We start from the raw sequence: 26,541 nt of genomic DNA, 5'->3' as shown, positions 1-26,541 counted from the left end.
TGCGCTGTCCCCGGTGGGACGACACTGCCGCCATGCCGTTCGCCGGCGCACGGATCAATTACAGGCGTCGAGCCCGAGCACACCTGTTCGCAGCATCACACGTCCCTTGTCCTTGATGAACGACAGACTGTATGCGCGAATGCGCTGCCCGGCGACGCACTGGGCACGGCTTGTATCGATCGAGTAATTGAATTCGGAAACGCACTGCCCGACGGGGAACGTCGACGACGTACGCACGGCATCGGGGCTGTGGTCGCGTCCGGGATAGTACAGATAGGCCGCGTCATGCGCGTTCTTGAACGATCCGAACACGTCCGGATGCTGCGCAAGGAATGTGGCAACGGCGCGCGCCCGTGCCGGACCGCTCGTCGTGGCCGCAAGCGACCGCGATAGCTCCGTGATGTTCGTGCCGAGCGAAAACTTCGGCGCTGCATACGCGGCGAAACCGTCCGGCGACGGGAATGTCGCCCAGAAGTCGCGATCCATCTGCTGGACCTCGGCTTGCGTCAGGCAGTCTTGCGCCGACGATCGGGATAATGCGGCAGTACTACCACCAGCCAGTACCGAAACCAGGACAGTGACGCACCACGTCTTAACGATCTGCATTTTTCTTTTTCTTGGCAAAGGTAATGTGAAACTCGTCATTGAGGTCTTGCGTTGTGCTCTTTTCGAGCTCGATGCCCTTGGCCAAACGGTCCTGCGCAAACTTCAGATAACTGGCGGGCACGAAGAACCCCTTCAGTTCGGAGGCCTTCTGCATACCGAAGTTGATCGCATCGCTCTGATTTCCGCCAAGCAGGATCGGTGCACCCGTGCTCGTCTGCGCATAGACGAAAGCTGCATGCCCGCCCTTCCGGTGCTTGTATATCGCAACGGCACCGAACACGGGTTTGTCGATTTTCACAAAATTCTTGCTGTGACGGAATGATTGAGAATCTGCCGGTGCAGAGGTCATCGGATACCCGGCCTGATGCAGACACCAGTTTGCAAATGACGCACACCAGGGGTTGCCGTCGCCGACCAGCGTCTTGAGATTGACGCCAACTTCCTCATGATAGTTGATCGTCTGCGTAATCACGTCCTCTTTCTGCCCGTGCCACAACTTGGCCTGTTCGATTGCATACGTCATCCACGGCGCCTCGCCCGAATCCGTGTTCAGCGTTGCAATCGGATGCCCCTGGCCTTGCTTGCTGCGATCGAGCGTGGTGTCGGGCTTGCCCGACTTGTTTGCCGTCGCGGGCGCCGCCGACGCGCCTTCCGCATCCGAACCCGTGACAGGTGCCGCGGCACGTCCCGGCTCGGTGTGTGTCGCGCCGACTCCCGTACTCACCGCAGCAGGCGTGCCCGCCTTCGGACGATCCGTCGTGGTCGCAGGTGCCGCGACGCCCGGGGCCGGCTTCGCGATCTGGCTCAGGTCGACCTTCTGGCCGGCTGCGTCATCGGCCGTTTTGCCCGTGTCGCGTTTGCCACCGTCCGCGTGCGCCGGTGCGGAGTCGGACTTCGAATGTCCATGCGAGCGCGGCGCATGTTCGTCCGCCGGCTTCGTCATGTTGATGTACAGGTAATCGCCGGCAAAGATTCGCGTCGAATGAAGGTGATTGTCCTTCTGCAACTGCTCGACGCTTACTTTGAATTTCGCGGCGATCTTGCCAAGCGTGTCGTGCGAAACGATCTTGTAGCGGAAACCTGCCGGCTTGTCGTGGCGAACGGGGTCCTTCGCAAAGTGCGCACCGGTCGGCGCCGAGACCGTCAGCAGGTCGTGGAAAAACACGTAGGCCGACGATTTCGCCTGCGTCACGATCGTGCCGATCTCCTTCAGCCCCTCCGATCGCTCGATGAACAGCTTGAACTGCTCACCCGCCGCTTCGAACGGCAACAGCGGGAGTTGCCCCGTCCGATCGGTCTTCGTCGACAGGCTCTTGCCCTTGCTCTGCACGACGACCTTCTGGTCGGGAATCGGCTTTGCACCATCCGAAAGCGTCACCGTTGCCGTGCGAATCCACTGCTCATGTCGTGATTTGAGATAAGCGTTGAACCCTTCGTACTTCTCCATCGTCTTCATCATCGAATCGAGTTCGGCGTCGTTCATCGAATCGATCTTGCGCGTGCTGTCAAACCCTGTCCCGTGGCAGATGAACGCGATGTACTTCTCCGTATTGTTCTCCAATGGTGGCGCATAGACATACATCGCATCGTGGATCGACATCGGATTGTATTTCCGGCGCAGCATCGCCTTCTTTTCCGCCAAACCGGTCTCGTAGTCGGGAAAGATCAAAAACTCGCCGCTCTTGGTGTCGCCGACACCGATGTGCGTCTTGATGATGCCGCCGTTCGGGTGCTTCTTGTAGTCGCGTGGCGGACGGATGTTGCCGGGGTTGTTGAATCGCCATGCAATCGCCCCGCCGCTGCGCAGCAGGATATCCCCGTTGTCAGCAACGTACTGGACGGTCAGCGTCGCCTTGTCGTGTGTCGCGGAAATGAACTTCGTCATGTCGGAATGCTCAAGATACCGAAATCAGTGCAGCGCCTTCGCCGTCTCCGACAGCGCGCGCTCGACCGTATAGTCCTGCTTCTCGGAATACTGCGCCTCCGCAACCGGAGCGAAGTAATAAGTCCACTCCACTTCGCCTCCGGCAAATAGACGGTAGGTTCTGGTGCTCACGGCACCGGGCTGGTTATAGCCGTGCGTAGCGTCCTTGTGCGCAGTCACCAGATAGACGTTCTTGCCTTTCACCGAGACCATCGCGTCGGTAATGATGTCGTCGCCGCCATTGAAGGTGCTGAACGACAGCTTGTAGTCGTTGAGCTTCTTCTTGTCGTTGACGATCGGGATCTGGTACAGCGTGTGGTCGCTGCTCTCCATGTAGAACGTGTAGTTCAGGTAACGCAACGTCCTTTGGTGACGTCGCTTCGGGTTGCAGGCGACCAAGGTTGCGGCTCACGTCGGCGTAATCAACCGTATAGCGGACCTCGCTCGTCCGCAATCGGTTCGCGTCGCCTGAAATCATGACCATGTGGGCCACTCCGTCCTCACACTCGACTTTTGCAACAATACCCTCCGCTCGAAAAATTGGCGGAACAATGATGAAAAAATAATTCTTTCAAACCCTTCAGATTTTCTCAAGCGCACCGATAATTCATCAGACGAATGCGTTTTCGGTTCGTCGGATACTCCATCCAATTATTGAGAAAATCGCTATGCGAAAAATCACGAAAAAATTCGTTTTGGCGGCTCTGCTGTCGTCGGCTGTCGTCGGCGCTTATGCTGGCACCACTTCAATTCAGAAAACGACGTCACCGCCCCAAGCGCTCATTTTTTCGACCGGTGCCGGTTTTGCAGCTGGCGCACATTTCGGGTTGAGCGGTTCTGACTTTCCGGGCTCGCTGCTGCTTGCGAACAAAAAGCTGATTAGCATCGATGTTCAAACTACGTCATATGTCGGCGCAACGACCGATGTCGTCTCTGTTTGCTATTTGCCGCCGTACACGACGCAATCCAATTATTGCCGCAATGAAATCGTTCCGGGGACTAGCGTTAGTCTTAAAGATTTCAACAATCTGCCATTCGGCAACGGCGCTTCCGTTGTGATTAGACACAACCCGACCGGACGGCCCAGTACGTTCCTGAATCCCGCAGGCACTGAATCTGTAACCTACAACTACTCGTATTGATGAGTACACGCCCCGCTTGAGAAATCAGCGAGGCGTTTTTGATTTCACGACGCGGGGTTTTAAATGGAAATCAACTCTAACGTTTCGACGATAACGCAAAATAGCGGCACTGCTAAATCACCGACAACACCTGCGGCCAGCGATTCGACCGGCGCTGCTGCTTATGCATCCACTTTGGCTCAATCGACATCGACACAAGCCGATAGCGTGACGCTGAGCGGCGAAGCAATTATGCTCTCGCGGTTATATGGCGGTTCCGAAAAGGGAATCCCGGCAACGCCGTTAGTCGGACCGAAAGACGTTGGTGCTGCTGATCCGGTTATGTGGCTTAACGCAGACGACCGTAGCGCGTTGTCGGATCTGTACGGGTATGCACAGCAGACCGGCGCTGACCTGCATTACGTTGACGATATCGCGTTTCAGCTTGCCTATTATCGGCAAACTGCAGGTACAGTAGTATCGAACTGGACGACTAACCCGATGTACGATAAGGAAGGCCATCGCCTCACATCTTCTTTCAGCGACAGAGACGTGGCATCCGCGAAAGTGATTCAAGATAACAGCAAGAATACCAAACTGGATAAGGGCTTTTTGAATTACGTATTGGATCAAGGTTACGGCCAGAACCACATTATGAATTTCCAGTTTCTGGAGAAATTCGTCACCCACGGCTCAAATTCCGCCGACAAGAATTCTAATGGGGCGGAATTTGGAATATACGCACCGACGCCCAGATCGATTGTCACCGCCTCCAAAGATATCGAACTCAAGCGTCCGGAACCGGATTTCATAAACACAAATGGCGTGTTCACCATTACCGCAAAAGGTACGAAAAACGGCTTTTCACTGGTGAATGGTCAGCCGGTTCAGCAACAGAAAGCGAATACCGTTCAGGCACAAACCGGACATTTTTCGATCAATATTGATAAACCGTCTTTCGCAAAAATGCTACTTTCGACGCTGAAAGGCGCGCTGTTAAACCTAACGCGGTAGCCCACTAAAAAAGCGACGTGATATAAGTTACGCAGCAGATAAAACTACGCGCCTGCACGATAGATCGAGCCCGCCATATGCGGGCTTTTCATTTGGTGGGAAGCTTCGCCTTAATGTTCAAAGGCAAATCGTACAATTGAACATAGCGCTCACCGGCTATGACGATTTACCACTCATAGTCCGACAGGAACTGTCGGAGCTTCGGGCCATTGCCTTGCTTGTTGTCCGCGACACCGCGCAATTCAGTCCCTTCGACGACCAAACGCTCGCCGTGGCCAATGTTGGAGTAACGCGGTTTGTAGAACAACGCTTTGATTGTAGAACAAAAAAATGCGGGCCCCATCTCTGGGACCCGCATGGGTATTGGTGCCGGCTGCAGGACTCGAACCCGCCACCTGATGATTACAAATCAACTGCTCTACCAGATGAGCTAAGCCGGCGTAGCGCGAGATTCTACCTCATTTCACGATCTTGAGGCGAGGTCTGCTGCCACCTTTTGAACCGTCGCCATCGCCGTCGGTTTTCGGCGGTTCGTCGGCGCCTTCGGAGGGCTCCTCGTTCGCGCCGCTGTCGGCCACCGGCGTCAACGCAGCTGGCGACTCCTCGCGCTGCGCATCATCCGTCTGCGCCGCTTCATCGTCGAACGCACCCGAATCCGCGCCTTCGCCCGCGACCGCATCGACCTGGAACGCCATACCCTGCCCGTTCTCGCGCGCATAGATCGCGAGCACGTTGGCAACCGGAATCTCGATCTTGTGCGCCTTCCCGGAGAACCGGGCCGTGAACTCGATCCATTCGTTGCCCATCTGCAACTGGCTCGTCGCCTCGAAGCTGATGTTGAGCACGATCTCGCCGTCACGCACGAACTGACGCGGCACGCGCGTCGAGTTGTCGACCCTCACCGCGATATGCGGCGTGTAACCGTTATCGGTGCACCACTCGTACAACGCGCGCAGCAGATAAGGCTTCGTTGAAATCTCTTGCATCACAATCCTCGAACCCGGAGCGGGGGCGCGGCATGCCGCGCCGCCCTCTCCGTCATGCACTCATTGCACCATCAACGACGCATGACCTTTTCGGACGGCGTCAGTGCTTCGATGTAGGCCGGACGGCTGAAGATCCGCTCGGCGTACTTCATCAGCGGCGCCGCGTTCTTCGACAGCTCGATGCCGTAGTGATCCAGACGCCACAGCAGCGGCGCGATCGCGACGTCGAGCATCGAGAATTCCTCGCCGAGCATGTACTTGTTCTTCACGAAGATCGGCGCGAGCTGCGTCAGGCGATCGCGGATCGCAAGGCGTGCCTTCTCGTGGTTCTTCTCCGCTGCCTTGCCCTTCTCGTTCTCGAGCGTGCTGACGTGGACGAACAGTTCCTTCTCGAAGTTGAGCAGGAACAGGCGTGCACGTGCGCGCTGCACGGGGTCGGCCGGCATCAGTTGCGGATGCGGGAAGCGCTCGTCGATGTACTCGTTGATGATGTTCGATTCGTACAGGATCAGGTCGCGCTCGACCAGGATCGGCACCTGACCGTACGGGTTCATCACCGAAATGTCTTCCGGCTTGTTGAACAGGTCGACGTCACGGATTTCGAAGTCCATGCCCTTCTCGAACAGCACCAGCCGGCAACGCTGGGAGAACGGGCAAGTTGTGCCGGAATACAGAACCATCATGTTTGCGTTTCCTCAAAAAAGCCGAGGGCCGGCACGCGGCGAACCCCTTCCGGGGTTCCACCTTGCGCCGGCCCCACGCCGGTCAGGCGTGATTACTTGATATCTTTCCAGTACGCGGCATTGAGCCGCCAGGCCAGGAAAGTCAGGACACCGAGAAAGATCAGCACCCATACGCCGAGGCGTTTTCGGGTCTGCTGAGCCGGCTCGGACATCCAGGTCATGTACGCCACCAGGTCGGCAACCGCAGAATCATAATCCACCGCGGACAGTGTCCCCGGTGTGACCTGCTGGAAGCCGACGAGCGTATGGACCTTCTCGCCCGTCTCCTCGTCCGTCTTGTCTTCGAATTTGGCGGTGCGCTGCCCCTGCAGCTGCCACAGTACATGAGGCATGCCGACGTTCTCGAACACCGCGTTGTTCCAGCCGCTCGGCCGTGTATCGTCGCGGTAGAAGCTCCGCAGATACGTATACAGCCAGTCGCGGCCGCGCGCGCGCTCCTCGACCGACAGGTCGGGCGGCGAGGTGCCGAGCCAGTTCTTCGCGTCTTCGGGCCGCATCGCGACGGACATCGTGTTGCCGACCTTGTCGGTCGTGAACAGGAGATTCTTTTCGATCTCCTTCTGGGATATGCCCAGATCCGTCAGACGGTTGTAGCGCATCAGGTTCGCGCTGTGGCAGTTCAGGCAATAGTTTACAAACAATTGCGCGCCGTGCTGAAGCGAAACGAGATTTTCCGTGTTATCGGGCGCCCGGTCGAGCGGAAAATTACCTTCCGCCCGAACCGCCGGCGCCGCCAGCAGCGCACACGCGGTCGCCCCGATCAGCGCGAGTGTCGAAAGCAGTTTCTTCATGTCGTTCTCTCCTCGCTCACGTTAATGGGGCTTGAAGCGCACCCGCTCCGGCGGCTGCTTGAACGTGCCAAGCGGCGTCCAGACGGGCATGCCGAGGAAGAACGCGAAGTAGATCAGCGCACAGGCCTGCGCGATCAGCGTCGAGGCCGGCGATGGCGGCCGCGTGCCGAGGAACCCGAGGGTCAGGAACGCCACGACGAAGATCCCGAGGAAGACCTTGTGGAACAGCGGCCGGTAGCGGATCGACTTCACCGGGCTGCGGTCGAGCCACGGCAGGAAGAACAGCGAGACCACCGCGGAACCCATCACGACGACGCCCCAGAACTTCGACTCCGTCAGGTACATGAACACGACGATCGCCGCGGCCAGCACCGGCAGGCCGACCTTCCACTTGCCGCGCGCGCGGATCAGCGCGAGCACGCCGAGCAGCGCGATCACGATCATCAGGACGATCTTGAACGGGTCGGTGGTCGCGCGCAGCATCGCGTAGAACGCGGTGAAGTACCAGACCGGCGCGATCTCGGGCGGCGTCTGCAGCGGGTTCGCCGGGACGAAGTTGTTCGCCTCGAGGAAGTAGCCGCCCATCTCCGGCGAGAAGAACACGATCAGCGCGAACACCATCAGGAACACGCACACGCCGAGGAAATCGTGCACCGAGTAGTACGGATGGAACGGGATGCCGTCGAGCGGCACGCCGTTCTCGTCCTTCTTCGCCTTGATCTCGATGCCGTCCGGGTTGTTCGAGCCCACTTCGTGCAGCGCGACGAGGTGGGCGATCACGAGGCCGACCAGCACGAGCGGAATCGCGATCACGTGGAACGCGAAGAAGCGGTTCAGCGTAACGTCCGACACGACGTAGTCGCCGCGAATCCACAGCGACAGGTCGGGGCCGACGAACGGGATCGCCGAGAACAGGTTCACGATCACCTGCGCGCCCCAGAACGACATCTGGCCCCACGGCAGCAGGTAGCCGAAGAACGCCTCGGCCATCAGGCACAGGAAGATCGCGCAGCCGAAGATCCACACGAGTTCGCGCGGCTTGCGATACGACCCGTAGAGCAGCCCGCGGAACATGTGCAGGTAGACGACCACGAAGAACATCGACGCGCCCGTGGAGTGCATGTAGCGGATCAGCCAGCCCCACGGCACCTCGCGCATGATGTACTCGACCGACGCGAACGCGAGCGTCGAGTCGGGCTTGTAGTTCATCGTCAGGAAGATGCCGGTGACGATCTGGTTGACGAGCACCAGCAGCGCGAGGGAGCCGAAGAAGTACCAGAAGTTGAAGTTCTTCGGCGCGTAGTACTCGGAAACGTGCTTCTTCCAGGTGGACGTGAGCGGGAAGCGCTGATCGATCCAGCCGCTGAGACCTGTCGTGGAGACTTCCTTGTTGTCGGCCATCACGCTTCTCCTTTCTCGTCCTTGCCGATCACGAGGGTCGTTGCCGACGTGAACATGTAGGGCGGGATGTCGAGATTCTGAGGCGCCGGTTTGTTCTTGAACACACGGCCGGCGAGGTCGTAGGTCGAACCATGGCACGGGCAGAGGAAGCCGCCCGGCCAGTCGTCCGGCAGGTTCGGCTGCGGACCCGGCGTGAAGCGTTGGCTTGGCGTGCAGCCGAGGTGCGTACACACGGCCATCACGACGAGAATGTTCTTGCGATCGGCCCGCGCGCGATATTCGTTCGCGCAATACGCGGGCAACGGCATCGTATAGGGCTTTTCGGTGGTCGGATCGGCCACTTCCTTGTCGGCCTTGACCACATCGGCGAGCATCGCGTCGGTGCGGTTCAGGATCCACACCGGCTTGCCGCGCCACGGCACGGTCACCATTTCACCGGGCTTCAGCCCGCTGATGTCGACTTCGACCGGTGCACCGGCCGCTTTCGCTTTCGCGGACGGCGCAAGCGACGCCGCGAAAGGTATGACGGTGGCTACGCCTCCCACGCCACCTGCTACGGATGTCGCAATCAGCCAGGTACGGCGGCCGCTGTCGACGCGTTTCTCTTCCTTGTCTCGCATCACACGCCCCACTTCTGAGTTGGATTTTCCGTCACGACTTTTCATTCCGCCGCTAGTTTGCGCGAATGGAGTCGCCATTTACAAGGCCCGGAGATGAAAATCCCTTCGAAGTGATTGATAGTTAAGGGTTTTCCCCCACTATCGGAGCGATTAAATCATTTCGCTTTTAAGCATTCGCTACATTGTGAAATTTCGATGCGCTGCCGCAAATCCGGCATTCAGACCGGGTTATGGATATCGATAAAAAGGTGTTCGATATCGAATTCTTCCGACAAGTGGGCGCCAAGTGCCTGGATTCCGTAGCGCTCGGTCGCATGGTGCCCTGCCGCAACGAACGCGACGCCGCTCTCGGCAGCCGTGTGCGTCACGTATTCGGACACCTCGCCGGTCAGGAACACGTCCGCGCCGGCGTCGATCGCCGCGTCGAAATAGCTTTGCGCGGCGCCCGTGCACCACGCGATGCGGCGCAGCTGCATGTCCGGATCGCCGAGCACGAGCGGCGTGCGGCCAAGCGTGCGTTCGACCTTCGCGACGAAGTGCTCGAGCGTGACGGGCATCGGCAGCGTCGCCATCCAGCCGAGGTCGCCTTCGCCGAACCGCTGCTCGCCGATCAGGCCAAGCCGGTCGCCGAGCTGCGCGTTGTTGCCGAATTCGGGATGCGCGTCGAGCGGCAGGTGGAACGCGAACAGGTTCAGGTCGTTCGCGAGCAGCAGCTTCAGGCGCTGGTACCTGCGGCCCGTGATCTGCGGCGGCTCGTTGCGCCAGAAATAGCCGTGATGGACCAGCACGGCATCTGCCCCCCATTCAAGCGCGGCTTCGAGAAACGCGACCGACGCCGTCACGCCGGTAGCGATCTTCTCGATCTTGCGGCGCCCCTCGACCTGGAGGCCATTCGGGCAATAGTCCTTGAAGCGCGCGGTTTCAAGGGTATTGTTCAAGTACAATTCAAGTTCGATCCGATCCATATAAACCTCTAATCCATTCAGATGCTTAGACGCTTCTGGCTGTTCTTCGCGCAGGCGGTTACCGTGCTGCTCGCGCTGATGTTCATCGTCGTGACGCTCAAGCCGCAATGGCTGCAACGGCAAGGACAGCTCGGCAAGCAGCTCGCCACGCCGATCGTTGCGCTGCGGGAAGTCGCGCCGGGCATCGGCGGCGCACCGGCGACCACGTCGTACGCCGAAGCCGCGCAAAAGGCGATGCCGGCCGTCGTCAACGTGTTCTCCAGCAAGGACGGCTCGCTGCCGCCCGACCCGCGCGCGAAAGATCCGCTGTTCCGCTACTTCTTCGGCGACCGCAACGCCCGCAAGCAGCAGGACGAACCGGCCGCCAACCTTGGCTCGGGCGTTATCGTGAGCCCTGAAGGTTACATTCTAACGAACCAGCACGTCGTGGACGGCGCCGACCAGATCGAAGTCGCGCTCGCCGACGGCCGCACGGCCACCGCGAAGGTGATCGGCAGCGATCCCGAAACCGATCTCGCCGTGCTGAAGATCAACATGACGAACCTGCCGACGATCACGCTCGGCCGCTCCGACCAGTCGCGGGTCGGCGACGTCGTGCTCGCGATCGGCAACCCGTTCGGCGTCGGCCAGACGGTCACGATGGGGATCATCAGCGCGCTGGGTCGCAACCACCTCGGCATCAACACGTTCGAGAACTTCATCCAGACCGATGCGCCGATCAACCCCGGCAACTCGGGCGGCGCGCTGGTCGACGTGAACGGCAACCTGCTCGGCATCAACACCGCGATCTACTCGCGTTCGGGCGGCTCGCTCGGCATCGGCTTCGCGATTCCCGTGTCGACCGCGCGCACGGTGCTGGAAAGCATCATCACGACGGGCTCGGTCACGCGCGGCTGGATCGGCGTCGAGCCGCAAGACGTCACGCCGGAGATCGCCGAGTCGTTCGGGCTGACGCAAAAATCGGGCGCGATCGTCGCCGGCGTGCTGCAGGGCGGCCCGGCCGACAAGGCTGGCATCAAGCCGGGCGACATCCTGATCTCGGTCAACGGCGACGAGATCACCGACACCACGAAGCTGCTGAACACCGTCGCGCAAATCAAGCCCGGCACGGCGACCAAGGTGCACGTCGTGCGCAAGGGCAAGGCGTTCGACCTGAACGTGGTGATCGGCAAGCGCCCGCCGCCGCCGAAGCAGGCGCTCGACGAGCAGGACAGCGATACCGAGTGACGTCGGGCAGGCGGCGCACGGCCGCATGCCCGGACACCGTCGGAAATGAAAAAAGGGCAGCCGGTTGGCTGCCCTTTTGCTTTGTATCGAAAGACCGTCGTTGCCGGGCAGATGGCCCCGCCCTCCGCTTTCCGACCGACTGCGCCGCCGGGTTTCGCTCAAGCCTGACGCCGGAGGCCCGGCCGCAGCGCGCCGCCCGGCGCGCTGCCGTCAACTGGCGGCTTCGCCGTTCTCCGCCTCGCCTTCCTCGGCCGGCTTCTTCGGCACGAAGAACCGCGCCGCCAGCAGCCCGATCTCGAACAGCACGACCAGCGGCAAGGCGAGCATCAGTTGCGAGAACACGTCCGGCGGCGTGACGACCGCCGCGACGACGAACGCGCCGACGATCACGTACGGACGCATCTCCTTCAGCTTCTTCAGCGACAGCACGCCCATCCGGACGAGCAGCACGACGACGATCGGCACCTCGAACGTGACCCCGAACGCGATGAACATCCCGAGCACGAAGCTCAGGTAGTTGTCGATGTCGGTGGTCATTTCCGCGCCGAGCGGCGCGTTGTAGTGCGCCATCACGCGGAAGATCGTCGGGAACACGAGGAAGTACGCGAACGCCATCCCGCACAGGAACAGCAGGTAGCTGCTGCCGACGAGCGGCGCGACGAGCTTCTTCTCGTGCTGGTACAGCCCCGGCGCGACGAACGCCCAGATCTGGTACAGCACGATCGGCAGCGCGATCACGAGCGCGACGAGCATCGTGACCTTCATCGGCACGAAGAACGAGCCGGTGACGTCGGTGACGATCATCTTGCCGTCCTTCGGCAGGTTCTCCATCAGCGGCCGCGCGAGCAGCCGGAAGATGTCGGGCGCCCAGTAGACGAGCCCGAGGAACACGACGATCACGGCCGCGCCCGCGCGAATGATGCGATCGCGAAGCTCGACGAGATGGGAAATGAAGGTTTCTTCCGGGGCGTCGCCCGGGTTCTGCTGGGGGTCGCTCACACCGGCCCTCGGTAGGATTGACGAGCGAGCATGCGCTCGGCTCAGAAGAAGCGCGTCGGCCGGCGCAGGCTGGCCGGCTGGTGGCGCGCGACACGCGCGGCGCCCGACTGCACGTGGGTACGGCGGGTGGTCGCGCGCTTGTACCAGGCAGGCGCAGCCGCCTGCTTGACGCGCCAGTTGCGGCGCTTCGGCGCGAGCGCGGCCGAACTGCCGCGCCACGACGGCATGACGGGCGTATCGGAACCCGTCGAACCGGCGTCGCCCGCCGCTTCGTTGAGACCGCCGACCGCGGAATGCCACGTGTCGTTCAGTTCCTTCTCGTGCTCACGCAGGTTGTCGTGAATCGTCGTCTCGACATTGCGCGCGGCCGACTCGAAATCGGTCTTCATCGTCCGCAGCGCGTCGAGTTCGATTTCGCGCGAGACCTCGGCCTTCACGTCGTTGATGTACCGCTGCGCACGGCCGAACAGCGCGCCTGCCGTGCGCGCAACGCGCGGCAGGCGCTCGGGGCCGAGCACCACGAGCGCGACGACGCCGATCAGCGCCATCTTCGAAAGACCGAGATCCAGCATCGCGAATGCCTGTCAGCGTACCGGCGTTACGCCTTGTTCGAGTCGGAACGCGTCGTTTCCTTCGCGTTGACGTCGACCGAGCCCGAGCGCGGCAGTTGCTGCGCGTCCGCCGGCGCTTCGCCGTCCTTCATGCCGTCCTTGAAACCCTTCACGGCGCTGCCGAGGTCGTTGCCGATGTTGCGCAGCTTCTTCGTACCGAAAACCAGCGCGACGATCAGCAGCACGATCAGCCAGTGCCAAATGCTCAATCCACCCATGATGAAACCTCTCCTCAACCACGCCGCGATGCGGCGTAAATCGCCGGCAACGCGCCGGCTTCGACCATCGATGCGGGGAAACGCCCCGCGCCGTCAACCCATCCGCTGCCAGGGGCGCGGGCCGGCCAGGATATGCGCGTGCAGGTGGTAGACCTCCTGCCCGCCGCCCGGGCCCGTGTTGATCACCGTACGGAAACCGGTTTCGCCGCCCGTATACGCGACGCCGAGCTGGCCGGCGAGACGCGACACGAGCAGCATCAGCCGGCCGAGCATCGGTGCATCGGCCTCGCTCGCCGCCGACAGCGTCGGCAGATGCTGGCGCGGAATCACGAGCACGTGGGTCTCGGCCGCCGGGCGGATGTCGCGGAACGCGACGAATTCGTCATCCTCGTGCACCTTGGTGCTCGGGATCTCGCCTGCCGCGATCTTGCAGAACAGGCAATTCGGATCGTGACTCATGTTGCTCCTGCAGACGCCCGCCCGAGGCCGGTCAGAACCAGGCCTGCGGATCGAGCGGCTTGTTGTCGTTCAGGTACAGCCAACCCTTGATGATACGGTACAGCGTCCAGATCCATGTGACAAACATCACTGCGAATCCGATCACCACGAACATCAGCGCGAACCCGATCACATACGCGATCAGCGCGCGCCAGAACGTGCGGATCTGCCACTCGAAGTGGGCCGCATACGGCGTGCCGGCCACATCGTCGCGCTTCACGTAGTTGATGATGATCGCGATGATGCCCGTGACGCCGCCCGTCAGCCAATGAAACGCATAGAGGCCGTAGAGCACGTGAGTCAGCGTGCGCAGCCCGTTCAGGCGCTCGGCGTCCGCGGCCCCCGGCACCGACGGCGGCGGAAACTGGCTTGGCGTATCGGTCATGATGCTACCCCCGTTAGATGACAATTCTTACAGCTTACCGCACTGTGGCCATCCCGCGACAAGGGCCTGTCAACCGCCGTTTTCCTCGCGCTCGCGACGCTTGCGCAGGGCCTTCTCCTCGATCCCCGACAGCCCTTCGCGGCGCTCGAGTTCGCCGATCACGTCGGCCGGGCTCAGGTCGAAATGCGACAGCATCACGAGGCAGTGGAACCACAGGTCGGCCACCTCGCCGACGAGCGCGGTCGGCGCGCCGCCCTGGCGCACGTCCTTCGCGGCCAGCACGACTTCCGTCGCCTCTTCGCCGATCTTCTTCAGCACCGCGTCGTCGCCCTTGTGGAACAGGCGCGACACGTACGATTGGTCGGGATCGCCGCCCTTGCGGCTATCGATCACGGCCGCGAGGCGCAGCAGCGTGTCTTCGGTCGATTGCGTCATTTGTAGATGTGTTCGGGATCTTTCAGCACCGGTTCGACCGCGACCCAGTCGCCGCTGTCGGCGGTGCCTTCGAATTTCTGGAAGAAGCACGAATGCCGGCCGGTGTGGCACGCGATGCCCGACACCTGCTCGACCTTCAGCAGCACGACGTCCTCGTCGCAATCGAGCCGCACCTCGTGCACGTGCTGCACGTGGCCCGACTCCTCGCCCTTGAACCACAGGCGCTTGCGCGAGCGCGAATAGTAGACCGCGCGCTGCGTCTCGATCGTCTTCGCCAGCGCCTCGCGGTTCATCCACGCGAACATCAGCACGTCGTTCGTCGACGCCTCCTGCGCGATCACCGGCACGAGGCCGTTGTCATCCCAGCGGACCTTGTCGAGCCACGCGGGCAATGCATTCGTTTCCGTATTCATCACAGCCTCACCGGGATGCCCTGGTCGGCCATGAAGCGCTTCGCCTCGCCGACCGTGTGCTCGCCGTAGTGGAAGATACTCGCGGCCAGCACCGCGTCGGCGCGGCCGTCCTTGATGCCGTCGGCCAGGTGCTGCAGCGAGCCGACACCGCCCGATGCGATCACCGGCACCGGCACCGCGTCCGACACGCCGCGCGTGAGCGCGAGGTCGAAGCCCGACTTGGTGCCGTCGCGGTCCATGCTCGTGAGCAGGATCTCGCCCGCGCCGAGCTCGGCCATCTTGCGCGCCCACTCGATCGCGTCGAGGCCCGTGTTCTTGCGGCCGCCGTGCGTGAAGACCTCCCAGCGCGGCGCTTCGCCGTCGGCCGACACGCGCTTCGCGTCGATCGCGACGACGATGCACTGCGAGCCGTACTTGTCGGCCGCGTCGCGCACGAGCTGCGGGTTCGCGACCGCCGACGAATTCATGCTGACCTTGTCCGCGCCCGCGTTCAGCAGGCGCCGCACGTCCTCGACGGCGCGCACGCCGCCGCCGACGGTCAGCGGAATGAACACCTGCGACGCGACGGCTTCGATGATCGGCAGGATCAGGTCGCGCTGGTCGGACGTCGCGGTGATGTCGAGGAACGTCAGTTCGTCGGCGCCCTGGTCGTCGTAGCGGCGGGCGATCTCGACAGGATCGCCGGCGTCGCGCAGCTCGACGAAGTTGACGCCCTTGACGACACGCCCGGCAGTCACGTCCAGGCAGGGGATGATGCGTTTAGCTAGAGCCATGATGTTGCGCCAAATGCCGCGATGGGACGGCCGGTTGCGGAAAGCCTCGCGCGAGGCTTCCGGTCGGGGCCGCCTGCAGGCAGCCCCGGCGAGCGGGACAGCCGCGCTTACGCGTTGTCGAGTTCGCCGTTCAGTTCGTCCGCGCGCCTTTGCGCGGCCGCGAAATCGAGATCGCCGGAGTAGATCGCCCGGCCGCAAATCACGCCTTCGACGCCGTGCTCCTCGACTTCGCACAGGTTCTCGATGTCCGTGAGGTTCGACAGGCCGCCGCTGGCGATCACGGGGATGCCGACTGCCTGCGCGAGCTTCACGGTCGCCTCGATGTTGATGCCCTGCAGCATCCCGTCGCGGCCGATGTCCGTGTAGACGATCGATTCGACGCCGTAGTCCTCGAACTTGCGCGCAAGGTCGATCACTTCGTGGCCGGTCAGCTTGCTCCAGCCGTCGGTCGCGACCTTGCCGTCCTTCGCGTCCAGGCCGACGATGATGTTGCCGGAGAACGCGGTGCACGCGTCCTGCAGGAAGCCGGGGTTCTTCACGGCGGCCGTACCGATGATCACGTAGGACAGGCCGGCGTCGAGATACTTCTCGATCGTCTCGAGGCTGCGGATGCCGCCGCCGAGCTGGACGGGAATTTCATCGCCGACCTCGTCGAGGATCGCTTCGATCGCCTCGAGATTCTTCGGCTTGCCGGCGAACGCGCCGTTCAGGTCGACGAGATGGAGCCGCCGGGCGCCGAGATCGACCCACTTGCGGGCCATCGCCGCCGGGTCCTCGGAAAAAATCGTGGCCTGGTCCATATCGCCCTGTTTGAGGCGCACACACTGACCGTCTTTGAGGTCGATGGCCGGAATCAGCAACATAGCAATCGGGTGTCGTCGTGGAAAAAGAAAAGAATCCGGCGCGTACCGGCCAATCCGGTACCGCGCCGTCTCGCTAGTTTAGTACAACTCTTTCGGCGCTTAGGCGCGAGCGCGCCGTGCGACAGGCCGTTCGGCCAGATCGACTGTGGCTCGCGCACCACGTTTTACGGTTTCCAGTGTACGAAGTTGCGATACAGACGCAACCCGACCTCCGCGCTTTTCTCGGGGTGGAATTGGGTCGCGAAGAGGTTGTCCCGCGCGACCGCGGACGTAAACGGCGCGCCGTAGGCCGTTTCGCCAACCGTATGCGCCGGGTTGTCCGGCGTCACGTAATAACTGTGCACGAAGTAGAAATACGCGTCGTCGGGCACGCCGTCCCACAGCGGGTGCGGCTGCGCCTGGCGCACGCGGTTCCAGCCCATCTGCGGCACCTTGAAGCGCGAGCCGTCGTCCTGCAGGCGGCCGTCGAGCGCGAAACGCACGACCTTGCCGGGCAACAGGCCGAGGCCCTTCGTGTCGCCTTCCGCGCTCCAGTCGAACAGCATCTGCTCGCCGACGCACACGCCGAGCAGCGGCTTCGTGCGCGAGGCCTCGATCACGGCCTCCTGCAGGCCCGATTCGCCGAGGCTGCGCATGCAGTCGGGCATCGCGCCCTGGCCGGGCAGCACGACACGGTCGGCCGCGCGGATCGCGGCCGGCGTGTCGACGATCGCCACGTCGGCGGCCGGTTCGGCCTTCTTGAGCGCCTGCGCGACCGAGCGCAGGTTGCCCATCCCATAATCCACAATCGCAATCGAAGTTTTCATCTCAGTGCAGGCAGTAGCGCCCTCAGTCCATTGACGATGAATTCCACCGCCAGCGCCGACAGCATCAGACCCATCAGCCGCGTGGCGATGTTGATGCCCGTGCGGCCGATCCAGTTCGCGATTGGCTCGGCGAGCCGCATCGCGACGAAACACAGAAAAGCCAGGACCGCGCCGATCGCGACCAGCCCGGCCCGCTCATACCAGTGATGCGAGTTCGCCGCATAGATGATCACCGTGCTGATCGAGCCGGGGCCCGTGAGCAGCGGAATCGCCAGCGGCACGACCGCGATGTTGTCCTTCAGCTCGGCCTCGTGGCGCTCCTCCGGCGTCGATCGCGTGTTGCCGATCTGCGCGTTCAGCATGTTGATCGCCATCAGCAGCATGATGATCCCGCCGCCCACTTCGAGCGACCCGACCGAAATGCCGAAGAAGTCGATGATCTGCTGCCCGAGCAGCGTCGTCACCGTGATCACGCAGAACACCGACACCGACGCGATCCGGATCGTGCGCCGCCGCTCGGCATCCGTCTGCTGCGCCGTCAGGCTCAGGAAGAACGGCACCGCGCCGACCGGATTGATCAGCGCCAGCAGCGATATGAACGATTTGAGCAGATCCATCGCAAGCCGGCGCCGCGCGCCGAAGCCGTGAGGTTGTCCTTGACGCGCCGTCCGGTCAGTTCAGGTTCAGAGACTGCCCTTCGTCGACGGGATCTGCCCCGCCGCACGCTCGTCGAGCTCCACCGCCGCGCGCAGCGCACGGCCGAAGGCCTTGAACACCGTTTCGAGCTGATGGTGCGCGTTGATCCCGCGCAGGTTGTCGATGTGCAGCGTGACGCCCGCGTGGTTCACGAAACCGCGGAAGAATTCGATCGACAGGTCGACGTCGAACGTGCCGATCCGCGCCCGCGTGAACGGCACGTGGAATTCGAGGCCCGGCCGGCCGGAGAAGTCGATCACGACGCGCGACAGCGCCTCGTCGAGCGGCACGTACGAATGGCCGTAGCGGCGGATGCCCTTGCGGTCGCCGATCGCCTTCGCGACGGCCTGGCCGAGCGTGATGCCGACATCCTCGACCGTGTGGTGGTCGTCGATATGCGTATCGCCATGCGCTTCAACCTCGAGATCGACCAGACCGTGTCGAGCGATCTGGTCGAGCATATGGTCGAGGAACGGCACGCCGGTGGCCAGCTTCTGCTGGCCCGTGCCGTCGAGATTGAGCTTCACACGGATCTGCGTTTCGCTGGTATTGCGAACGACTTCCGCCACACGCATGGCAATTCCTTGACTGAGTCGATGTAAATGGGGATTGATCGTTTCGCGCTGCGGCGCCCAGAGGCTCAACCGGGCAGCGCGAGTTTCAAAGCGGCCAGCAGGCGCGCGTTTTCGTCGGGAGAACCGACGGTCAGCCGCACGCATTCAGCCAGCAACGGATGCATTTTACTCACGTTTTTGACCAATACCCGCTCGGTGAGCAGCGCGTCGAACACGGCGGCCGCGTCCGGCACGCGCACCAGCAGGAAATTGCCGGCGCTCGGGAACACCGTCGTGCCCGGCAGCGCGGCCACTTCCCGTGCGAGACGCGTGCGTTCCGCTCGCAGGTCGGCCGCCTGCGCGTCGAGCACATCGAGATGGTCGAGCAGGAAATCGGCGGTCGCCTGGGTCAGCACGTTGATGTTGTACGGCGGGCGCACCTTGTCGAATTCGGTCAGCCACGCGGGCGAACCGACCAGATAGCCGAGGCGGATGCCCGCGAGGCCGAGCTTCGACACCGTGCGCATCACGACGACGTTGTCGAATTCGGCGGCGCGCGGCAGCCACGAGCGAACGGCGAACGGCTGGTACGCCTCGTCGATCACGACCAGGCTGTGCCGTGCGGCCGCGACGATCCGTTCGACGTCGGCATCGTCGTACAGCGTGCCGGTCGGGTTGTTCGGGTACGCGAGATAGACGAGCGCCGGACGATGCTCGGCAATCGCCGCGAGCATCGCGTCGACGTCGAGCGTCAGGTCGGCCTTCAGCGGCACGCCGACGAATTCGAGCTGCGCGAGCTTCGCGGACAGCTCGTACATCACGAAGCCCGGCACCGGCGCGAGCACCTTCGCGCCCGGCTTCGCACAGGCCATCGACATCATGCTGATGATTTCGTCCGAACCGTTGCCGAGCAGCACGTCGCAACCGGCCGGCACGCCCATCGCATGGCGCAGCTTGTCGAGCAGCGCGGCCGGGCGCGGCGCCGGGTAGCGGTTCAGCGCGACCTGCGCGAGACGCTCCCCGAGCGCCGCGGCGAGCGGTTCGGGCAGCGGGTACGGGTTCTCCATCGCGTCGAGTTTCACGAACCCGCTCGCGTCCGGCACCGGGTAGCTCGTCATCGCGAGCACGTCGCGGCGGATGATGTCTTGTGGCGTCGTCATGGTCTCAAGCCGGCGTACGTCGCGCCGGCGTCAATGGGTAGGCAAAGCGGCGGCTGCCGCCCTGCACTGGTGTCTCCCGCTCCGGCCTTCGGGGGCAGGCCGGGCGGCACATCAGCGCCGGCCGCGGCCCCGTGCAGCGTGCGGTCAGTTCTTCATCCGGAATTCGGCGCTCTTCGCGTGCGCCTGCAGCCCCTCGCCGTACGCGAGTTCGGATGCGATCTCGCCGAGCGTCTGCGCGCCTTCCGCGCTGACCTCGATCACGCTCGAGCGCTTGATGAAGTCGTACACGCCGAGCGGCGACGAGAAGCGCGCGGTGCGCGACGTCGGCAGCACGTGGTTCGGGCCCGCACAGTAGTCGCCGAGGCTCTCGCTCGTGTAGCGGCCGAGGAAGATCGCACCCGCATGGCGGATCTGCTGGCCCCATTGCTGCGGCTCCAGCGCGGAAATTTCCAGGTGCTCGGGCGCGATGTCGTTCGCGATCCGGCAGGCCTCGGCCATGTCGCGCACCTTGATCAGCGCGCCACGGCCTTCGAGCGACGCGCGGATCACGTCCTGGCGCGGCATCGACGGCAGCAGCTCGTCGATCGCCTTTGCGACGCGCTCGAGGAACGCACCGTCCGGGCACAGCAGGATCGATTGCGCGAGTTCGTCGTGCTCGGCCTGCGAGAACAGGTCCATCGCGACCCAGTTCGGGTCGGTCGTGCCGTCGCACAGCACGAGGATTTCCGACGGCCCGGCGATCATGTCGATGCCGACCGTGCCGAACACGCGGCGCTTCGCCGACGCGACGTACGCGTTGCCGGGGCCGCAGATCTTGTCGACGGCCGGCACCGTCGCCGTGCCGTATGCGAGCGCGCCGACCGCCTGCGCACCGCCGATCGTGAACACGCGATCGACGCCGCCGAGCAGCGCCGCGGCGAGCACGAGGTCGTTCTTCACGCCGTCCGGCGTCGGCACGACCATCACGATCTCGCCGACGCCCGCGACGCGCGCGGGAATCGCGTTCATCAGCACCGACGACGGATACGCGGCCTTGCCGCCCGGCACGTACAGGCCGACGCGGTCGAGCGGCGTGATCTTCTGGCCGAGCACCGTGCCGTCACTTTCCGTGTATTGCCAGCTGTGCGTGCCGCACTCGATCTTCTGCTTCTCGTGGTACGCACGCACCCGCGCGGCAGCGGCTTCCAGCGCCGCGCGCGCCTTCGGCGCGAGGCCGTCGAGCGCCGTCTGCAGCGCGTCCTGCGGCAGCTCCAGCGCGGCGACGCTCGTCGCGCTCAGCCGGTCGAAGCGGTTCGTGTACTCGAGCACCGCGGCATCGCCGCGCGACTTCACGTCGGCGAGGATCTGCGCGACCGATTGCTCGATCGCCGCGTCTTCGCTCGCCTCGAATGCGAGCAGCGCGCGCAGCTCGGCGCCGAAGCCTTCGCTCGTCGAATCGAGCTTGCGGATGGTGATGGACATGGGAGTTCCGTTACGGTGATGCGCTCAACCGCCATTCTGCGACGCGCGTTCGAACGCGTCGAGGATCGGCTTGAGCGCCGTGCGCTTCAACTTCAGCGCAGCCTGGTTCACGACGAGGCGCGACGAGATCGCCATGATCTCCTCGACCTCGACCAGATTGTTCGCCTTCAGCGTGCCGCCCGAGCTGACGAGGTCGACGATCGCGTCGGCCAGCCCGACCAGCGGCGCCAGCTCCATCGAGCCGTACAGCTTGATCAGGTCGACGTGCACGCCCTTCGCGGCAAAGTGTTCGCGTGCGGTTTCGACGTACTTCGTCGCGACGCGCAGGCGCGCGCCCTGGCGCACGGCGCTCGCATAGTCGAAACCGGCCGACACGGCCACCGACATCCGGCAGCGCGCAATGTTCAGATCGATCGGCTGGTACAGGCCCGAGCCGCCGTGCTCGACCAGCACGTCCTTGCCGGCCACGCCGAAATCGGCCGCGCCGTATTCGACATAGGTCGGCACGTCGCTCGCGCGCACGATGATCACGCGCAGGTCGGGGTTCGTCGTCGGCAGGATCAGCTTGCGCGACGTTTCCGGATCCTCGGTCACCTGCACGCCGGCCGCGGCCAGCAGCGGCAGGGTTTCCTCGAAAATCCGGCCCTTCGACAGGGCAAGGGTCAGCGGCGCGGTCATGCTTGGCTCCCGGAAAGGCGGCGCACGTTCGCGCCGACGGCGGTCAGTTTGGCTTCCATGCGGTCGTAGCCGCGGTCCAGGTGATAGATGCGGTCGACCAGCGTTTCGCCGTCGGCACGCAGCCCGGCGATCACGAGGCTCGCCGACGCGCGCAGGTCGGTCGCCATCACGTTCGCGCCCGACAGCTTCTCGACCCCCGTCACGAGCGCGGTGTTGCCGTCGATCGTGATGTTCGCGCCGAGCCGGTTCAGCTCCTGCACGTGCATGAAACGGTTCTCGAAAATGGTTTCGACGACTTGCGCGGTGCCCGTCGCGACCGTATTGAGGGCCATGAACTGCGCCTGCATGTCGGTCGGGAACGCCGGGTATTCCGACGTGCGGATCGTCACCGCCGACGGGCGGCGGTCCATCTTCACGCGCAGCCAGCTGTCGCCTTCCTCGATCGACACGCCGGCTTCGCGCAGCTTGTCGATCACCGCGTCGAGGATGTGCGGGCGCACGCCCGTCAGCATCACGTCGCCGCCGGCCGCCGCGACCGCGCACAGGAACGTGCCGGCCTCGATGCGGTCGGGGATCACCGAATGGCGCGCGCCGTGCAGCCGCTCGACGCCCTGGATCACGAGGCGATCGGTGCCGATGCCGTCGATTTTCGCGCCCATCGCGACCAGCAAGTGTGCGAGATCGCTCACTTCCGGCTCGCGCGCGGCATTTTCGATCACGGTCTCGCCGTCGGCGAGCGTCGCGGCCATCAGCAGGTTTTCCGTGCCCGTCACCGTGATCATGTCGGTCACGATGCGCGCGCCCTTCAGGCGCTTCGCGCGGGCTTCGATGAAGCCGTGCTCGATGCTGATCTCGGCGCCCATCGCCTGCAGGCCCTTGATGTGCTGGTCGACCGGACGCGCGCCGATCGCGCAGCCGCCCGGCAGCGACACCTTCGCCTCGCCGAAGCGCGCGAGCAGCGGCCCGAGCACGAGGATCGACGCGCGCATCGTCTTCACGAGCTCGTACGGCGCGACGAGGTTGTCGACGCGCGACGCGTCGAGCTGCACGCGGCAGCCGTCCGTCTCGCTCTTCACGCCCATCTGGTTCAGCACCTTCAGCGTGGTCCGCACGTCCTTGAGGTTCGGCACGTTGTCGAGATCGACCGGGTCACCGGTGAGCAGCCCCGCGCACAGAATCGGCAGCGCGGCATTTTTCGCGCCCGACACGACGATCTCGCCCGACAGGCGGTGGCCGCCTTCGATCACGAGCTTGTCCATCCCATGGCCATGCGCTTCCCCGTTGGCGGCCGGGTGTGCCGTGGCGACGCTCTGGACGGCGTCGCGCTCGTTGACGGTGACTTGCACTCAGTGATTTCCGTTTATGCGTTCTGCCATTCGGCGGGCGTCAGCGTCTTCATGCTGAGCGCGTGAATTTCCTGTTTCATGCGATCGCCGAGCGCCGCATAGACGAGCTGGTGCCGCTGGATCGGCCGCTTGCCTTCGAAGGCCGCCGACACGATCGTCGCGAAGAAATGCTGGCCGTCGCCTTCGACTTCCAGATGCGTGCAGGCGAGACCGCCGGCGATGTATTGCTTGACCTGTTCGGGAGTCGGCAACATGGTGTAAGGCTCCTGTCGGCGCGCGCCGCCCGGATGGCGGCCGCTGCCTGTCGATATCAATGACGCAGTTTGTAGCCGGTCGCGAGCAGCCGCATCGCGATCAGCGCGAGCAGCACGAAGAAACCGGTGACGATCGCGAGGCTCGCGAACGGGTTGATGTCGGACGCGCCGAAGAACCCGAAACGGAAGCCGTCGATCATGTAGAAAAACGGGTTGAGACGCGAGATCTCGCGCCACACGGGCGGCAGCGAGTGCGTCGAATAGAACACGCCGGACAGGAACGTCAGCGGCATGATCAGGAAGTTCTGGAACGCGGCGAGCTGGTCGAACTTCTCGGCCCAGATCCCGGCGATCAGGCCGAGCGTGCCGAGGATCGCCGAGCCGAGCAACGCGAACGCAATGATGAACAGCGGCGCCGCGAAATGCATCGGGATAAACCAGATCGTCACGACGAACACGCCCGCGCCGACGGCGAGGCCGCGCACCACGGACGCGAGCACGTACGCGCCGAAGATGTCGCGGTACGACAGCGGCGGCAGCAGCATGAACACGAGGTTGCCGGTGATCTTCGACTGGATCAGCGACGACGAGCTGTTCGCGAACGCGTTCTGCAGCACGCTCATCATCACGAGGCCCGGCACGAGAAAGCTCACGTACTCGACGCCCGGATAGACTTCGACGCGGCCCGACAGCGCGTGGCCGAAGATCGTCAGATACAGCAGCGCCGTGACGATCGGTGCGCACACCGTCTGGAACGACACTTTCCAGAAACGCAGCAGTTCCTTGTAGAACAGCGTTTGAAACCCGCTCATGCCAATCCCTCGATGACCTCTGCCCCGTTCATCACCTGGACGAACACATCTTCGAGGTCGGCCTTGCGGACCTCGATCTCGTCGAACGTGCAGCCCGCCGCGCGGCATTGCGCGAGGATGCGCTCGACATCGTCGTAGCTCGTCAGGCGCAGCAGGTGCTCGCCCGGCGCGCGGGCGGCCGGATCGGACTCCAGCCCGCGCAGCTCGGACGGCAGCGCGCCGGTCGCGAGGCGCAGGTAGAGCTGCAGCCCCGCGAAGCGGCGCAGCAGCGCGTCGGTGCGGTCGAGCGCGACCACTTCGCCACGGCGCAGCATCGCGATGCGGTCGCACAGAGACTCGGCTTCCTCGAGGTAATGGGTGGTCAGCACGATCGTGTGGCCTTCGCGGTTCAGGCGCGAGATGAATTTCCACAGCGTCTGGCGCAATTCGACGTCGACGCCGGCGGTCGGTTCGTCGAGCACGATCACGGGCGGCCGGTGCACGAGCGCCTGCGCGACCAGCACACGGCGCTTCATCCCGCCCGACAGCGCGCGCATGTTCGCGTCGGCCTTCTCGGTGAGGTCGAGATTGGCCATCACTTCGTCGATCCAGTCGTCGTTGCGGCGCAGCCCGAAATAGCCGGACTGGATCCGCAGCGTCTCGCGGACGGTGAAGAACGGATCGAACACGAGTTCCTGCGGCACGACGCCGAGTGCACGGCGCGCGCCACGGAAGTCCTTGACGACGTCGTGACCGCGCACCGAGATACTGCCTTCGTCGGCCCGGGCGAGCCCGGCGAGGATACTGATGAGCGTGGTCTTGCCTGCGCCGTTGGGGCCGAGCAGACCGAAAAACTCGCCTTCCTCGACCGACAGGCTGACGCCCTTGAGCGCCTGAAGCGACTTGTAGCGCTTCTTGACGTGACGGATTTCTATGGCTGACATGACTGTGCGCGACGCCAGGGCCGCGACGCCTATTCTGTGCTTGCTGCGTATGAAAATGGGGGCCGGACGCCGATTGGCTGCCCCGCAAAACGCTTGATTATAGGGCAAACCGGCTGGGGGAGCCGGTGCCGGAGGCACGCGGCCTGAAGCTTGCGCGCGCCGGGCGGCGCGGCAGGCTCCGGTCGGACAGGGTCAATGTCGCCCGGTGCCGTCGATGAGCGCGTCGACGCCGTACGCGCGCGCGAGGCTGGCGAGCTTCGGAGGGAGATTGTGGATGTCGAGGGTCGCACCGCGCGCTTTGGCGGCACGTTGCCATGCGAGCAGCACGGCGAGCGCGGACGAATCGAACTGCGTCAGCGCCGCGCAATCGACGGCGGTCGCGCCCGCGCCGATGCGCGCAAGACCGTCCGCGAGCGCGGACTTCGCGCTCGCGACGGTCAGCGAGGAGCCGGCTTCGAAGCCGCTCACGACGCTTGCTTGCCGGCGGCAAGTTGCTGGTTGCGCTGCGTGAGGAACTGGATCAGGCCTTCCACGCCGCTTTGCTGGATCTTCTCGTTGAACTGCTGCTGGTACGTCTGGATCAGCCACGCGCCGAGCACGTTCAGGTCATACACCTTCCAGCCGTTCGCCGTCTTGTACAGGCGGTAATCGATCTGGACCGGCTGGCCGTTGTTCATCGCGACCGTCTTGACCACGACGTCGGTATCGGCCGGATCGGCACGGAACGGCGGGTACTGGATCTGCTGGTCCGGCTTCAGCTGCGCCAGCGCACCCGAATACGTGCGGATCAGCAGCAGCTTGAACTGCTCCTGAACCTGTTGCTGCTGCTCGGCCGTCGCCGTGCGCCAGTTGCGGCCCATCGCGAGCTGCGTGGTGCGGCGGAAATCGGTGTACGGCAGGATGTCCTTGTTGACGATCGTGATGATGCGGTTGGTGTCGCCCTGCTTGATCGTCTGCTGCTTGACTTCGTCGAGCACCTGCTGCGTCGCCGTCTTGATCAGCGCCTGCGGGTTCGACTGGTCGACTTGCGCGTGGGCTGCGCTGCCGAACGAGAACAGCGCCGCGAAAACGGGGATCAGGAACAGTTTTTTCATCATAGTGGCCTGCATGAATGAGTCGATGCGAAGGTTGGAGCAGGTAGCTTACGCGCAAGTTCGCATACGCTACCGACTGAATCGTTTCCGGCTGTAACGAATGTAAATCCGTCAGTGCAGCCGGATGCTCGGGAACCGGAACCCGCCCGGCGACGGCGGCGCCA

Annotated in this window: 33 protein-coding genes, 1 tRNA gene and 1 pseudogene; 4 read left to right on the top strand and 31 right to left on the bottom strand. The window is 63.6% G+C overall.

Features of this window, described 5'->3' with window-relative positions; translation table 11 throughout:
• Positions 1-54: 54 nt before the first annotated feature.
• Genes G3N98_RS21480 through G3N98_RS21470 form a run of 3 tightly spaced genes read right to left on the bottom strand, consistent with a single transcriptional unit; the run spans position 55 to position 2,890 of the window.
• Positions 55-645, bottom strand: a complete 591-nt coding sequence (locus tag G3N98_RS21480; protein ID WP_089472038.1) for a hypothetical protein — start codon at positions 643-645, stop codon at positions 55-57.
• Positions 593-2,491 carry a TIGR02594 family protein gene (locus tag G3N98_RS21475; RefSeq protein WP_089472037.1) on the bottom strand — a complete coding sequence of 633 codons (1,899 nt, stop codon included), beginning with the start codon at positions 2,489-2,491 and terminating at the stop codon, positions 593-595. The genes G3N98_RS21480 and G3N98_RS21475 overlap by 53 nt, the downstream gene beginning before the upstream one ends.
• 24 nt (positions 2,492-2,515) lie before the next feature.
• On the bottom strand, positions 2,516-2,890 hold the full coding sequence (locus G3N98_RS21470) for a hypothetical protein (protein ID WP_179257636.1): 375 nt from the start codon (positions 2,888-2,890) through the stop codon (positions 2,516-2,518).
• A 4-nt stretch (positions 2,891-2,894) separates the two neighbouring features.
• Between G3N98_RS21470 and G3N98_RS21465 the strand changes: the two are divergent.
• The 3 genes and pseudogenes from G3N98_RS21465 to G3N98_RS21455 all read left to right on the top strand — a co-directional run.
• Positions 2,895-3,002, top strand: a pseudogene (locus G3N98_RS21465) (IS5/IS1182 family transposase); the annotation flags it as partial.
• 196 nt (positions 3,003-3,198) lie between these two features.
• Positions 3,199-3,672 carry a hypothetical protein gene (locus G3N98_RS21460; protein ID WP_144030224.1) on the top strand — a complete coding sequence of 158 codons (474 nt, stop codon included), beginning with the start codon at positions 3,199-3,201 and terminating at the stop codon, positions 3,670-3,672.
• 63 nt (positions 3,673-3,735) lie between these two features.
• Entirely contained in the window at positions 3,736-4,665 is a 930-nt protein-coding gene (locus G3N98_RS21455) for a hypothetical protein (protein ID WP_089472036.1), read from the top strand.
• A gap of 364 nt (positions 4,666-5,029) precedes the next feature.
• Here G3N98_RS21455 and G3N98_RS21450 read toward each other — a convergent pair.
• The 7 genes from G3N98_RS21450 to G3N98_RS21420 all read right to left on the bottom strand — a co-directional run bounded on the left by G3N98_RS21450 (position 5,030) and on the right by G3N98_RS21420 (position 10,171).
• Positions 5,030-5,105: transfer RNA gene (locus G3N98_RS21450), tRNA-Thr, on the bottom strand.
• An 18-nt stretch (positions 5,106-5,123) separates the two neighbouring features.
• Complete coding sequence (locus G3N98_RS21445; protein ID WP_206149159.1) at positions 5,124-5,651, bottom strand: ClpXP protease specificity-enhancing factor; 528 nt, start codon at positions 5,649-5,651, stop codon at positions 5,124-5,126.
• 71 nt (positions 5,652-5,722) lie between these two features.
• A complete protein-coding gene (locus G3N98_RS21440) occupies positions 5,723-6,334 on the bottom strand; it encodes a glutathione S-transferase N-terminal domain-containing protein (protein ID WP_006400565.1) in 612 nt (203 codons plus the stop codon).
• A 92-nt stretch (positions 6,335-6,426) separates the two neighbouring features.
• Complete coding sequence (locus G3N98_RS21435) at positions 6,427-7,185, bottom strand: cytochrome c1 (protein WP_071335456.1); 759 nt, start codon at positions 7,183-7,185, stop codon at positions 6,427-6,429.
• A gap of 21 nt (positions 7,186-7,206) precedes the next feature.
• Positions 7,207-8,589 carry a cytochrome bc complex cytochrome b subunit gene (locus tag G3N98_RS21430; protein WP_206149158.1) on the bottom strand — a complete coding sequence of 461 codons (1,383 nt, stop codon included), beginning with the start codon at positions 8,587-8,589 and terminating at the stop codon, positions 7,207-7,209.
• A complete protein-coding gene (gene petA / locus G3N98_RS21425; RefSeq protein WP_039366620.1) occupies positions 8,586-9,206 on the bottom strand; it encodes a ubiquinol-cytochrome c reductase iron-sulfur subunit in 621 nt (206 codons plus the stop codon). Before petA ends, G3N98_RS21430 begins: the two co-directional genes overlap by 4 nt.
• A gap of 218 nt (positions 9,207-9,424) precedes the next feature.
• Positions 9,425-10,171, bottom strand: a complete 747-nt coding sequence (locus tag G3N98_RS21420) for a Nif3-like dinuclear metal center hexameric protein (RefSeq protein WP_089424343.1) — start codon at positions 10,169-10,171, stop codon at positions 9,425-9,427.
• A 21-nt stretch (positions 10,172-10,192) separates the two neighbouring features.
• On the opposite strand from G3N98_RS21420, the gene G3N98_RS21415 reads away from it, so the two are divergent.
• The gene (locus G3N98_RS21415) at positions 10,193-11,398 is read left to right on the top strand and encodes a Do family serine endopeptidase (protein WP_089424342.1); all 1,206 of its coding nucleotides are present in this window, start codon (positions 10,193-10,195) and stop codon (positions 11,396-11,398) included.
• Between the two features lie 210 nt (positions 11,399-11,608).
• Here G3N98_RS21415 and tatC read toward each other — a convergent pair whose 3' ends face one another.
• The 21 genes from tatC to G3N98_RS21310 form a co-directional block, all read right to left on the bottom strand.
• Positions 11,609-12,397 (bottom strand): twin-arginine translocase subunit TatC, encoded by a 789-nt coding sequence (gene tatC, locus G3N98_RS21410; RefSeq protein WP_046544799.1) that lies wholly within the window; start codon positions 12,395-12,397, stop codon positions 11,609-11,611.
• Between the two features lie 41 nt (positions 12,398-12,438).
• Positions 12,439-12,969, bottom strand: coding sequence for a Sec-independent protein translocase protein TatB (gene tatB / locus G3N98_RS21405; RefSeq protein ID WP_206149157.1), 531 nt, complete (start codon positions 12,967-12,969; stop codon positions 12,439-12,441).
• A 26-nt stretch (positions 12,970-12,995) separates the two neighbouring features.
• Entirely contained in the window at positions 12,996-13,226 is a 231-nt protein-coding gene (tatA, locus tag G3N98_RS21400; RefSeq protein WP_021161850.1) for a Sec-independent protein translocase subunit TatA, read from the bottom strand.
• 93 nt (positions 13,227-13,319) lie between these two features.
• Entirely contained in the window at positions 13,320-13,685 is a 366-nt protein-coding gene (locus G3N98_RS21395; protein WP_021161851.1) for a histidine triad nucleotide-binding protein, read from the bottom strand.
• 31 nt (positions 13,686-13,716) lie between these two features.
• Complete coding sequence (locus G3N98_RS21390) at positions 13,717-14,109, bottom strand: membrane protein (RefSeq protein WP_011350734.1); 393 nt, start codon at positions 14,107-14,109, stop codon at positions 13,717-13,719.
• A gap of 69 nt (positions 14,110-14,178) precedes the next feature.
• On the bottom strand, positions 14,179-14,544 hold the full coding sequence (locus tag G3N98_RS21385) for a phosphoribosyl-ATP diphosphatase (protein ID WP_006751798.1): 366 nt from the start codon (positions 14,542-14,544) through the stop codon (positions 14,179-14,181).
• Positions 14,541-14,957 carry a phosphoribosyl-AMP cyclohydrolase gene (hisI, locus tag G3N98_RS21380; protein WP_089472034.1) on the bottom strand — a complete coding sequence of 139 codons (417 nt, stop codon included), beginning with the start codon at positions 14,955-14,957 and terminating at the stop codon, positions 14,541-14,543. The genes G3N98_RS21385 and hisI overlap by 4 nt, the downstream gene beginning before the upstream one ends.
• The gene (gene hisF / locus G3N98_RS21375; protein ID WP_089424339.1) at positions 14,957-15,730 is read right to left on the bottom strand and encodes an imidazole glycerol phosphate synthase subunit HisF; all 774 of its coding nucleotides are present in this window, start codon (positions 15,728-15,730) and stop codon (positions 14,957-14,959) included. The genes hisI and hisF overlap by 1 nt, the downstream gene beginning before the upstream one ends.
• Before the next feature lie 107 nt (positions 15,731-15,837).
• Positions 15,838-16,593: a 1-(5-phosphoribosyl)-5-[(5-phosphoribosylamino)methylideneamino]imidazole-4-carboxamide isomerase gene (hisA, locus tag G3N98_RS21370; RefSeq protein WP_089472032.1), complete on the bottom strand. Its 756-nt coding sequence runs from the start codon at positions 16,591-16,593 to the stop codon at positions 15,838-15,840.
• A gap of 164 nt (positions 16,594-16,757) precedes the next feature.
• Entirely contained in the window at positions 16,758-17,399 is a 642-nt protein-coding gene (gene hisH, locus G3N98_RS21365; protein ID WP_089424337.1) for an imidazole glycerol phosphate synthase subunit HisH, read from the bottom strand.
• A complete protein-coding gene (locus G3N98_RS21360; RefSeq protein ID WP_039366649.1) occupies positions 17,396-18,016 on the bottom strand; it encodes a YchE family NAAT transporter in 621 nt (206 codons plus the stop codon). The genes hisH and G3N98_RS21360 overlap by 4 nt, the downstream gene beginning before the upstream one ends.
• 66 nt (positions 18,017-18,082) lie before the next feature.
• Complete coding sequence (hisB, locus tag G3N98_RS21355) at positions 18,083-18,670, bottom strand: imidazoleglycerol-phosphate dehydratase HisB (protein ID WP_011350728.1); 588 nt, start codon at positions 18,668-18,670, stop codon at positions 18,083-18,085.
• 65 nt (positions 18,671-18,735) lie between these two features.
• Positions 18,736-19,809, bottom strand: a complete 1,074-nt coding sequence (hisC, locus tag G3N98_RS21350) for a histidinol-phosphate transaminase (RefSeq protein WP_175240735.1) — start codon at positions 19,807-19,809, stop codon at positions 18,736-18,738.
• 144 nt (positions 19,810-19,953) lie between these two features.
• On the bottom strand, positions 19,954-21,270 hold the full coding sequence (gene hisD, locus G3N98_RS21345; protein WP_089424335.1) for a histidinol dehydrogenase: 1,317 nt from the start codon (positions 21,268-21,270) through the stop codon (positions 19,954-19,956).
• A gap of 24 nt (positions 21,271-21,294) precedes the next feature.
• A complete protein-coding gene (hisG, locus tag G3N98_RS21340; protein WP_011350725.1) occupies positions 21,295-21,948 on the bottom strand; it encodes an ATP phosphoribosyltransferase in 654 nt (217 codons plus the stop codon).
• A complete protein-coding gene (murA, locus tag G3N98_RS21335) occupies positions 21,945-23,294 on the bottom strand; it encodes a UDP-N-acetylglucosamine 1-carboxyvinyltransferase (protein ID WP_069246963.1) in 1,350 nt (449 codons plus the stop codon). The genes hisG and murA overlap by 4 nt, the downstream gene beginning before the upstream one ends.
• 14 nt (positions 23,295-23,308) lie before the next feature.
• Positions 23,309-23,548, bottom strand: a complete 240-nt coding sequence (locus G3N98_RS21330) for a BolA family protein (protein WP_006477131.1) — start codon at positions 23,546-23,548, stop codon at positions 23,309-23,311.
• Between the two features lie 56 nt (positions 23,549-23,604).
• The gene (locus G3N98_RS21325; protein WP_089460352.1) at positions 23,605-24,360 is read right to left on the bottom strand and encodes an ABC transporter permease; all 756 of its coding nucleotides are present in this window, start codon (positions 24,358-24,360) and stop codon (positions 23,605-23,607) included.
• Positions 24,357-25,283 carry an ABC transporter ATP-binding protein gene (locus tag G3N98_RS21320; RefSeq protein ID WP_059522281.1) on the bottom strand — a complete coding sequence of 309 codons (927 nt, stop codon included), beginning with the start codon at positions 25,281-25,283 and terminating at the stop codon, positions 24,357-24,359. The genes G3N98_RS21325 and G3N98_RS21320 overlap by 4 nt, the downstream gene beginning before the upstream one ends.
• A gap of 192 nt (positions 25,284-25,475) precedes the next feature.
• Positions 25,476-25,751, bottom strand: a complete 276-nt coding sequence (locus tag G3N98_RS21315) for an STAS domain-containing protein (protein ID WP_089424333.1) — start codon at positions 25,749-25,751, stop codon at positions 25,476-25,478.
• Entirely contained in the window at positions 25,748-26,377 is a 630-nt protein-coding gene (locus G3N98_RS21310) for an ABC transporter substrate-binding protein (RefSeq protein WP_050013177.1), read from the bottom strand. The genes G3N98_RS21315 and G3N98_RS21310 overlap by 4 nt, the downstream gene beginning before the upstream one ends.
• Positions 26,378-26,541: the final 164 nt, after the last annotated feature.

The organism is Burkholderia sp. Tr-20390 (genome assembly GCF_017104595.1).
Lineage (GTDB): Bacteria > Pseudomonadota > Gammaproteobacteria > Burkholderiales > Burkholderiaceae > Burkholderia.
This window is presented reverse-complemented; position numbering and strand designations above follow the sequence as displayed.

Bases quoted from the DNA above. Each gene is read 5' to 3' on its own strand.
- G3N98_RS21480 (WP_089472038.1), bottom strand. From the start codon at position 645: ATGACGAGTTTCACATTACCTTTGCCAAGAAAAAGAAAAATGCAGATC.
- G3N98_RS21475 (WP_089472037.1), bottom strand. From the start codon at position 2,491: ATGACGAAGTTCATTTCCGCGACACACGACAAGGCGACGCTGACCGTC.
- G3N98_RS21460 (WP_144030224.1), top strand. From the start codon at position 3,199: ATGCGAAAAATCACGAAAAAATTCGTTTTGGCGGCTCTGCTGTCGTCG.
- G3N98_RS21455 (WP_089472036.1), top strand. From the start codon at position 3,736: ATGGAAATCAACTCTAACGTTTCGACGATAACGCAAAATAGCGGCACT.
- G3N98_RS21445 (WP_206149159.1), bottom strand. From the start codon at position 5,651: ATGCAAGAGATTTCAACGAAGCCTTATCTGCTGCGCGCGTTGTACGAG.
- G3N98_RS21440 (WP_006400565.1), bottom strand. From the start codon at position 6,334: ATGATGGTTCTGTATTCCGGCACAACTTGCCCGTTCTCCCAGCGTTGC.
- G3N98_RS21435 (WP_071335456.1), bottom strand. From the start codon at position 7,185: ATGAAGAAACTGCTTTCGACACTCGCGCTGATCGGGGCGACCGCGTGT.
- petA (WP_039366620.1), bottom strand. From the start codon at position 9,206: ATGCGAGACAAGGAAGAGAAACGCGTCGACAGCGGCCGCCGTACCTGG.
- G3N98_RS21420 (WP_089424343.1), bottom strand. From the start codon at position 10,171: ATGGATCGGATCGAACTTGAATTGTACTTGAACAATACCCTTGAAACC.
- G3N98_RS21415 (WP_089424342.1), top strand. From the start codon at position 10,193: ATGCTTAGACGCTTCTGGCTGTTCTTCGCGCAGGCGGTTACCGTGCTG.
- tatB (WP_206149157.1), bottom strand. From the start codon at position 12,969: ATGCTGGATCTCGGTCTTTCGAAGATGGCGCTGATCGGCGTCGTCGCG.
- tatA (WP_021161850.1), bottom strand. From the start codon at position 13,226: ATGGGTGGATTGAGCATTTGGCACTGGCTGATCGTGCTGCTGATCGTC.
- G3N98_RS21395 (WP_021161851.1), bottom strand. From the start codon at position 13,685: ATGAGTCACGATCCGAATTGCCTGTTCTGCAAGATCGCGGCAGGCGAG.
- G3N98_RS21390 (WP_011350734.1), bottom strand. From the start codon at position 14,109: ATGACCGATACGCCAAGCCAGTTTCCGCCGCCGTCGGTGCCGGGGGCC.
- G3N98_RS21385 (WP_006751798.1), bottom strand. From the start codon at position 14,544: ATGACGCAATCGACCGAAGACACGCTGCTGCGCCTCGCGGCCGTGATC.
- hisI (WP_089472034.1), bottom strand. From the start codon at position 14,957: ATGAATACGGAAACGAATGCATTGCCCGCGTGGCTCGACAAGGTCCGC.
- hisF (WP_089424339.1), bottom strand. From the start codon at position 15,730: ATGGCTCTAGCTAAACGCATCATCCCCTGCCTGGACGTGACTGCCGGG.
- hisA (WP_089472032.1), bottom strand. From the start codon at position 16,593: ATGTTGCTGATTCCGGCCATCGACCTCAAAGACGGTCAGTGTGTGCGC.
- hisH (WP_089424337.1), bottom strand. From the start codon at position 17,399: ATGAAAACTTCGATTGCGATTGTGGATTATGGGATGGGCAACCTGCGC.
- G3N98_RS21360 (WP_039366649.1), bottom strand. From the start codon at position 18,016: ATGGATCTGCTCAAATCGTTCATATCGCTGCTGGCGCTGATCAATCCG.
- hisB (WP_011350728.1), bottom strand. From the start codon at position 18,670: ATGCGTGTGGCGGAAGTCGTTCGCAATACCAGCGAAACGCAGATCCGT.
- hisC (WP_175240735.1), bottom strand. From the start codon at position 19,809: ATGACGACGCCACAAGACATCATCCGCCGCGACGTGCTCGCGATGACG.
- hisD (WP_089424335.1), bottom strand. From the start codon at position 21,270: ATGTCCATCACCATCCGCAAGCTCGATTCGACGAGCGAAGGCTTCGGC.
- hisG (WP_011350725.1), bottom strand. From the start codon at position 21,948: ATGACCGCGCCGCTGACCCTTGCCCTGTCGAAGGGCCGGATTTTCGAG.
- G3N98_RS21330 (WP_006477131.1), bottom strand. From the start codon at position 23,548: ATGTTGCCGACTCCCGAACAGGTCAAGCAATACATCGCCGGCGGTCTC.
- G3N98_RS21325 (WP_089460352.1), bottom strand. From the start codon at position 24,360: ATGAGCGGGTTTCAAACGCTGTTCTACAAGGAACTGCTGCGTTTCTGG.
- G3N98_RS21320 (WP_059522281.1), bottom strand. From the start codon at position 25,283: ATGTCAGCCATAGAAATCCGTCACGTCAAGAAGCGCTACAAGTCGCTT.
- G3N98_RS21310 (WP_050013177.1), bottom strand. From the start codon at position 26,377: ATGAAAAAACTGTTCCTGATCCCCGTTTTCGCGGCGCTGTTCTCGTTC.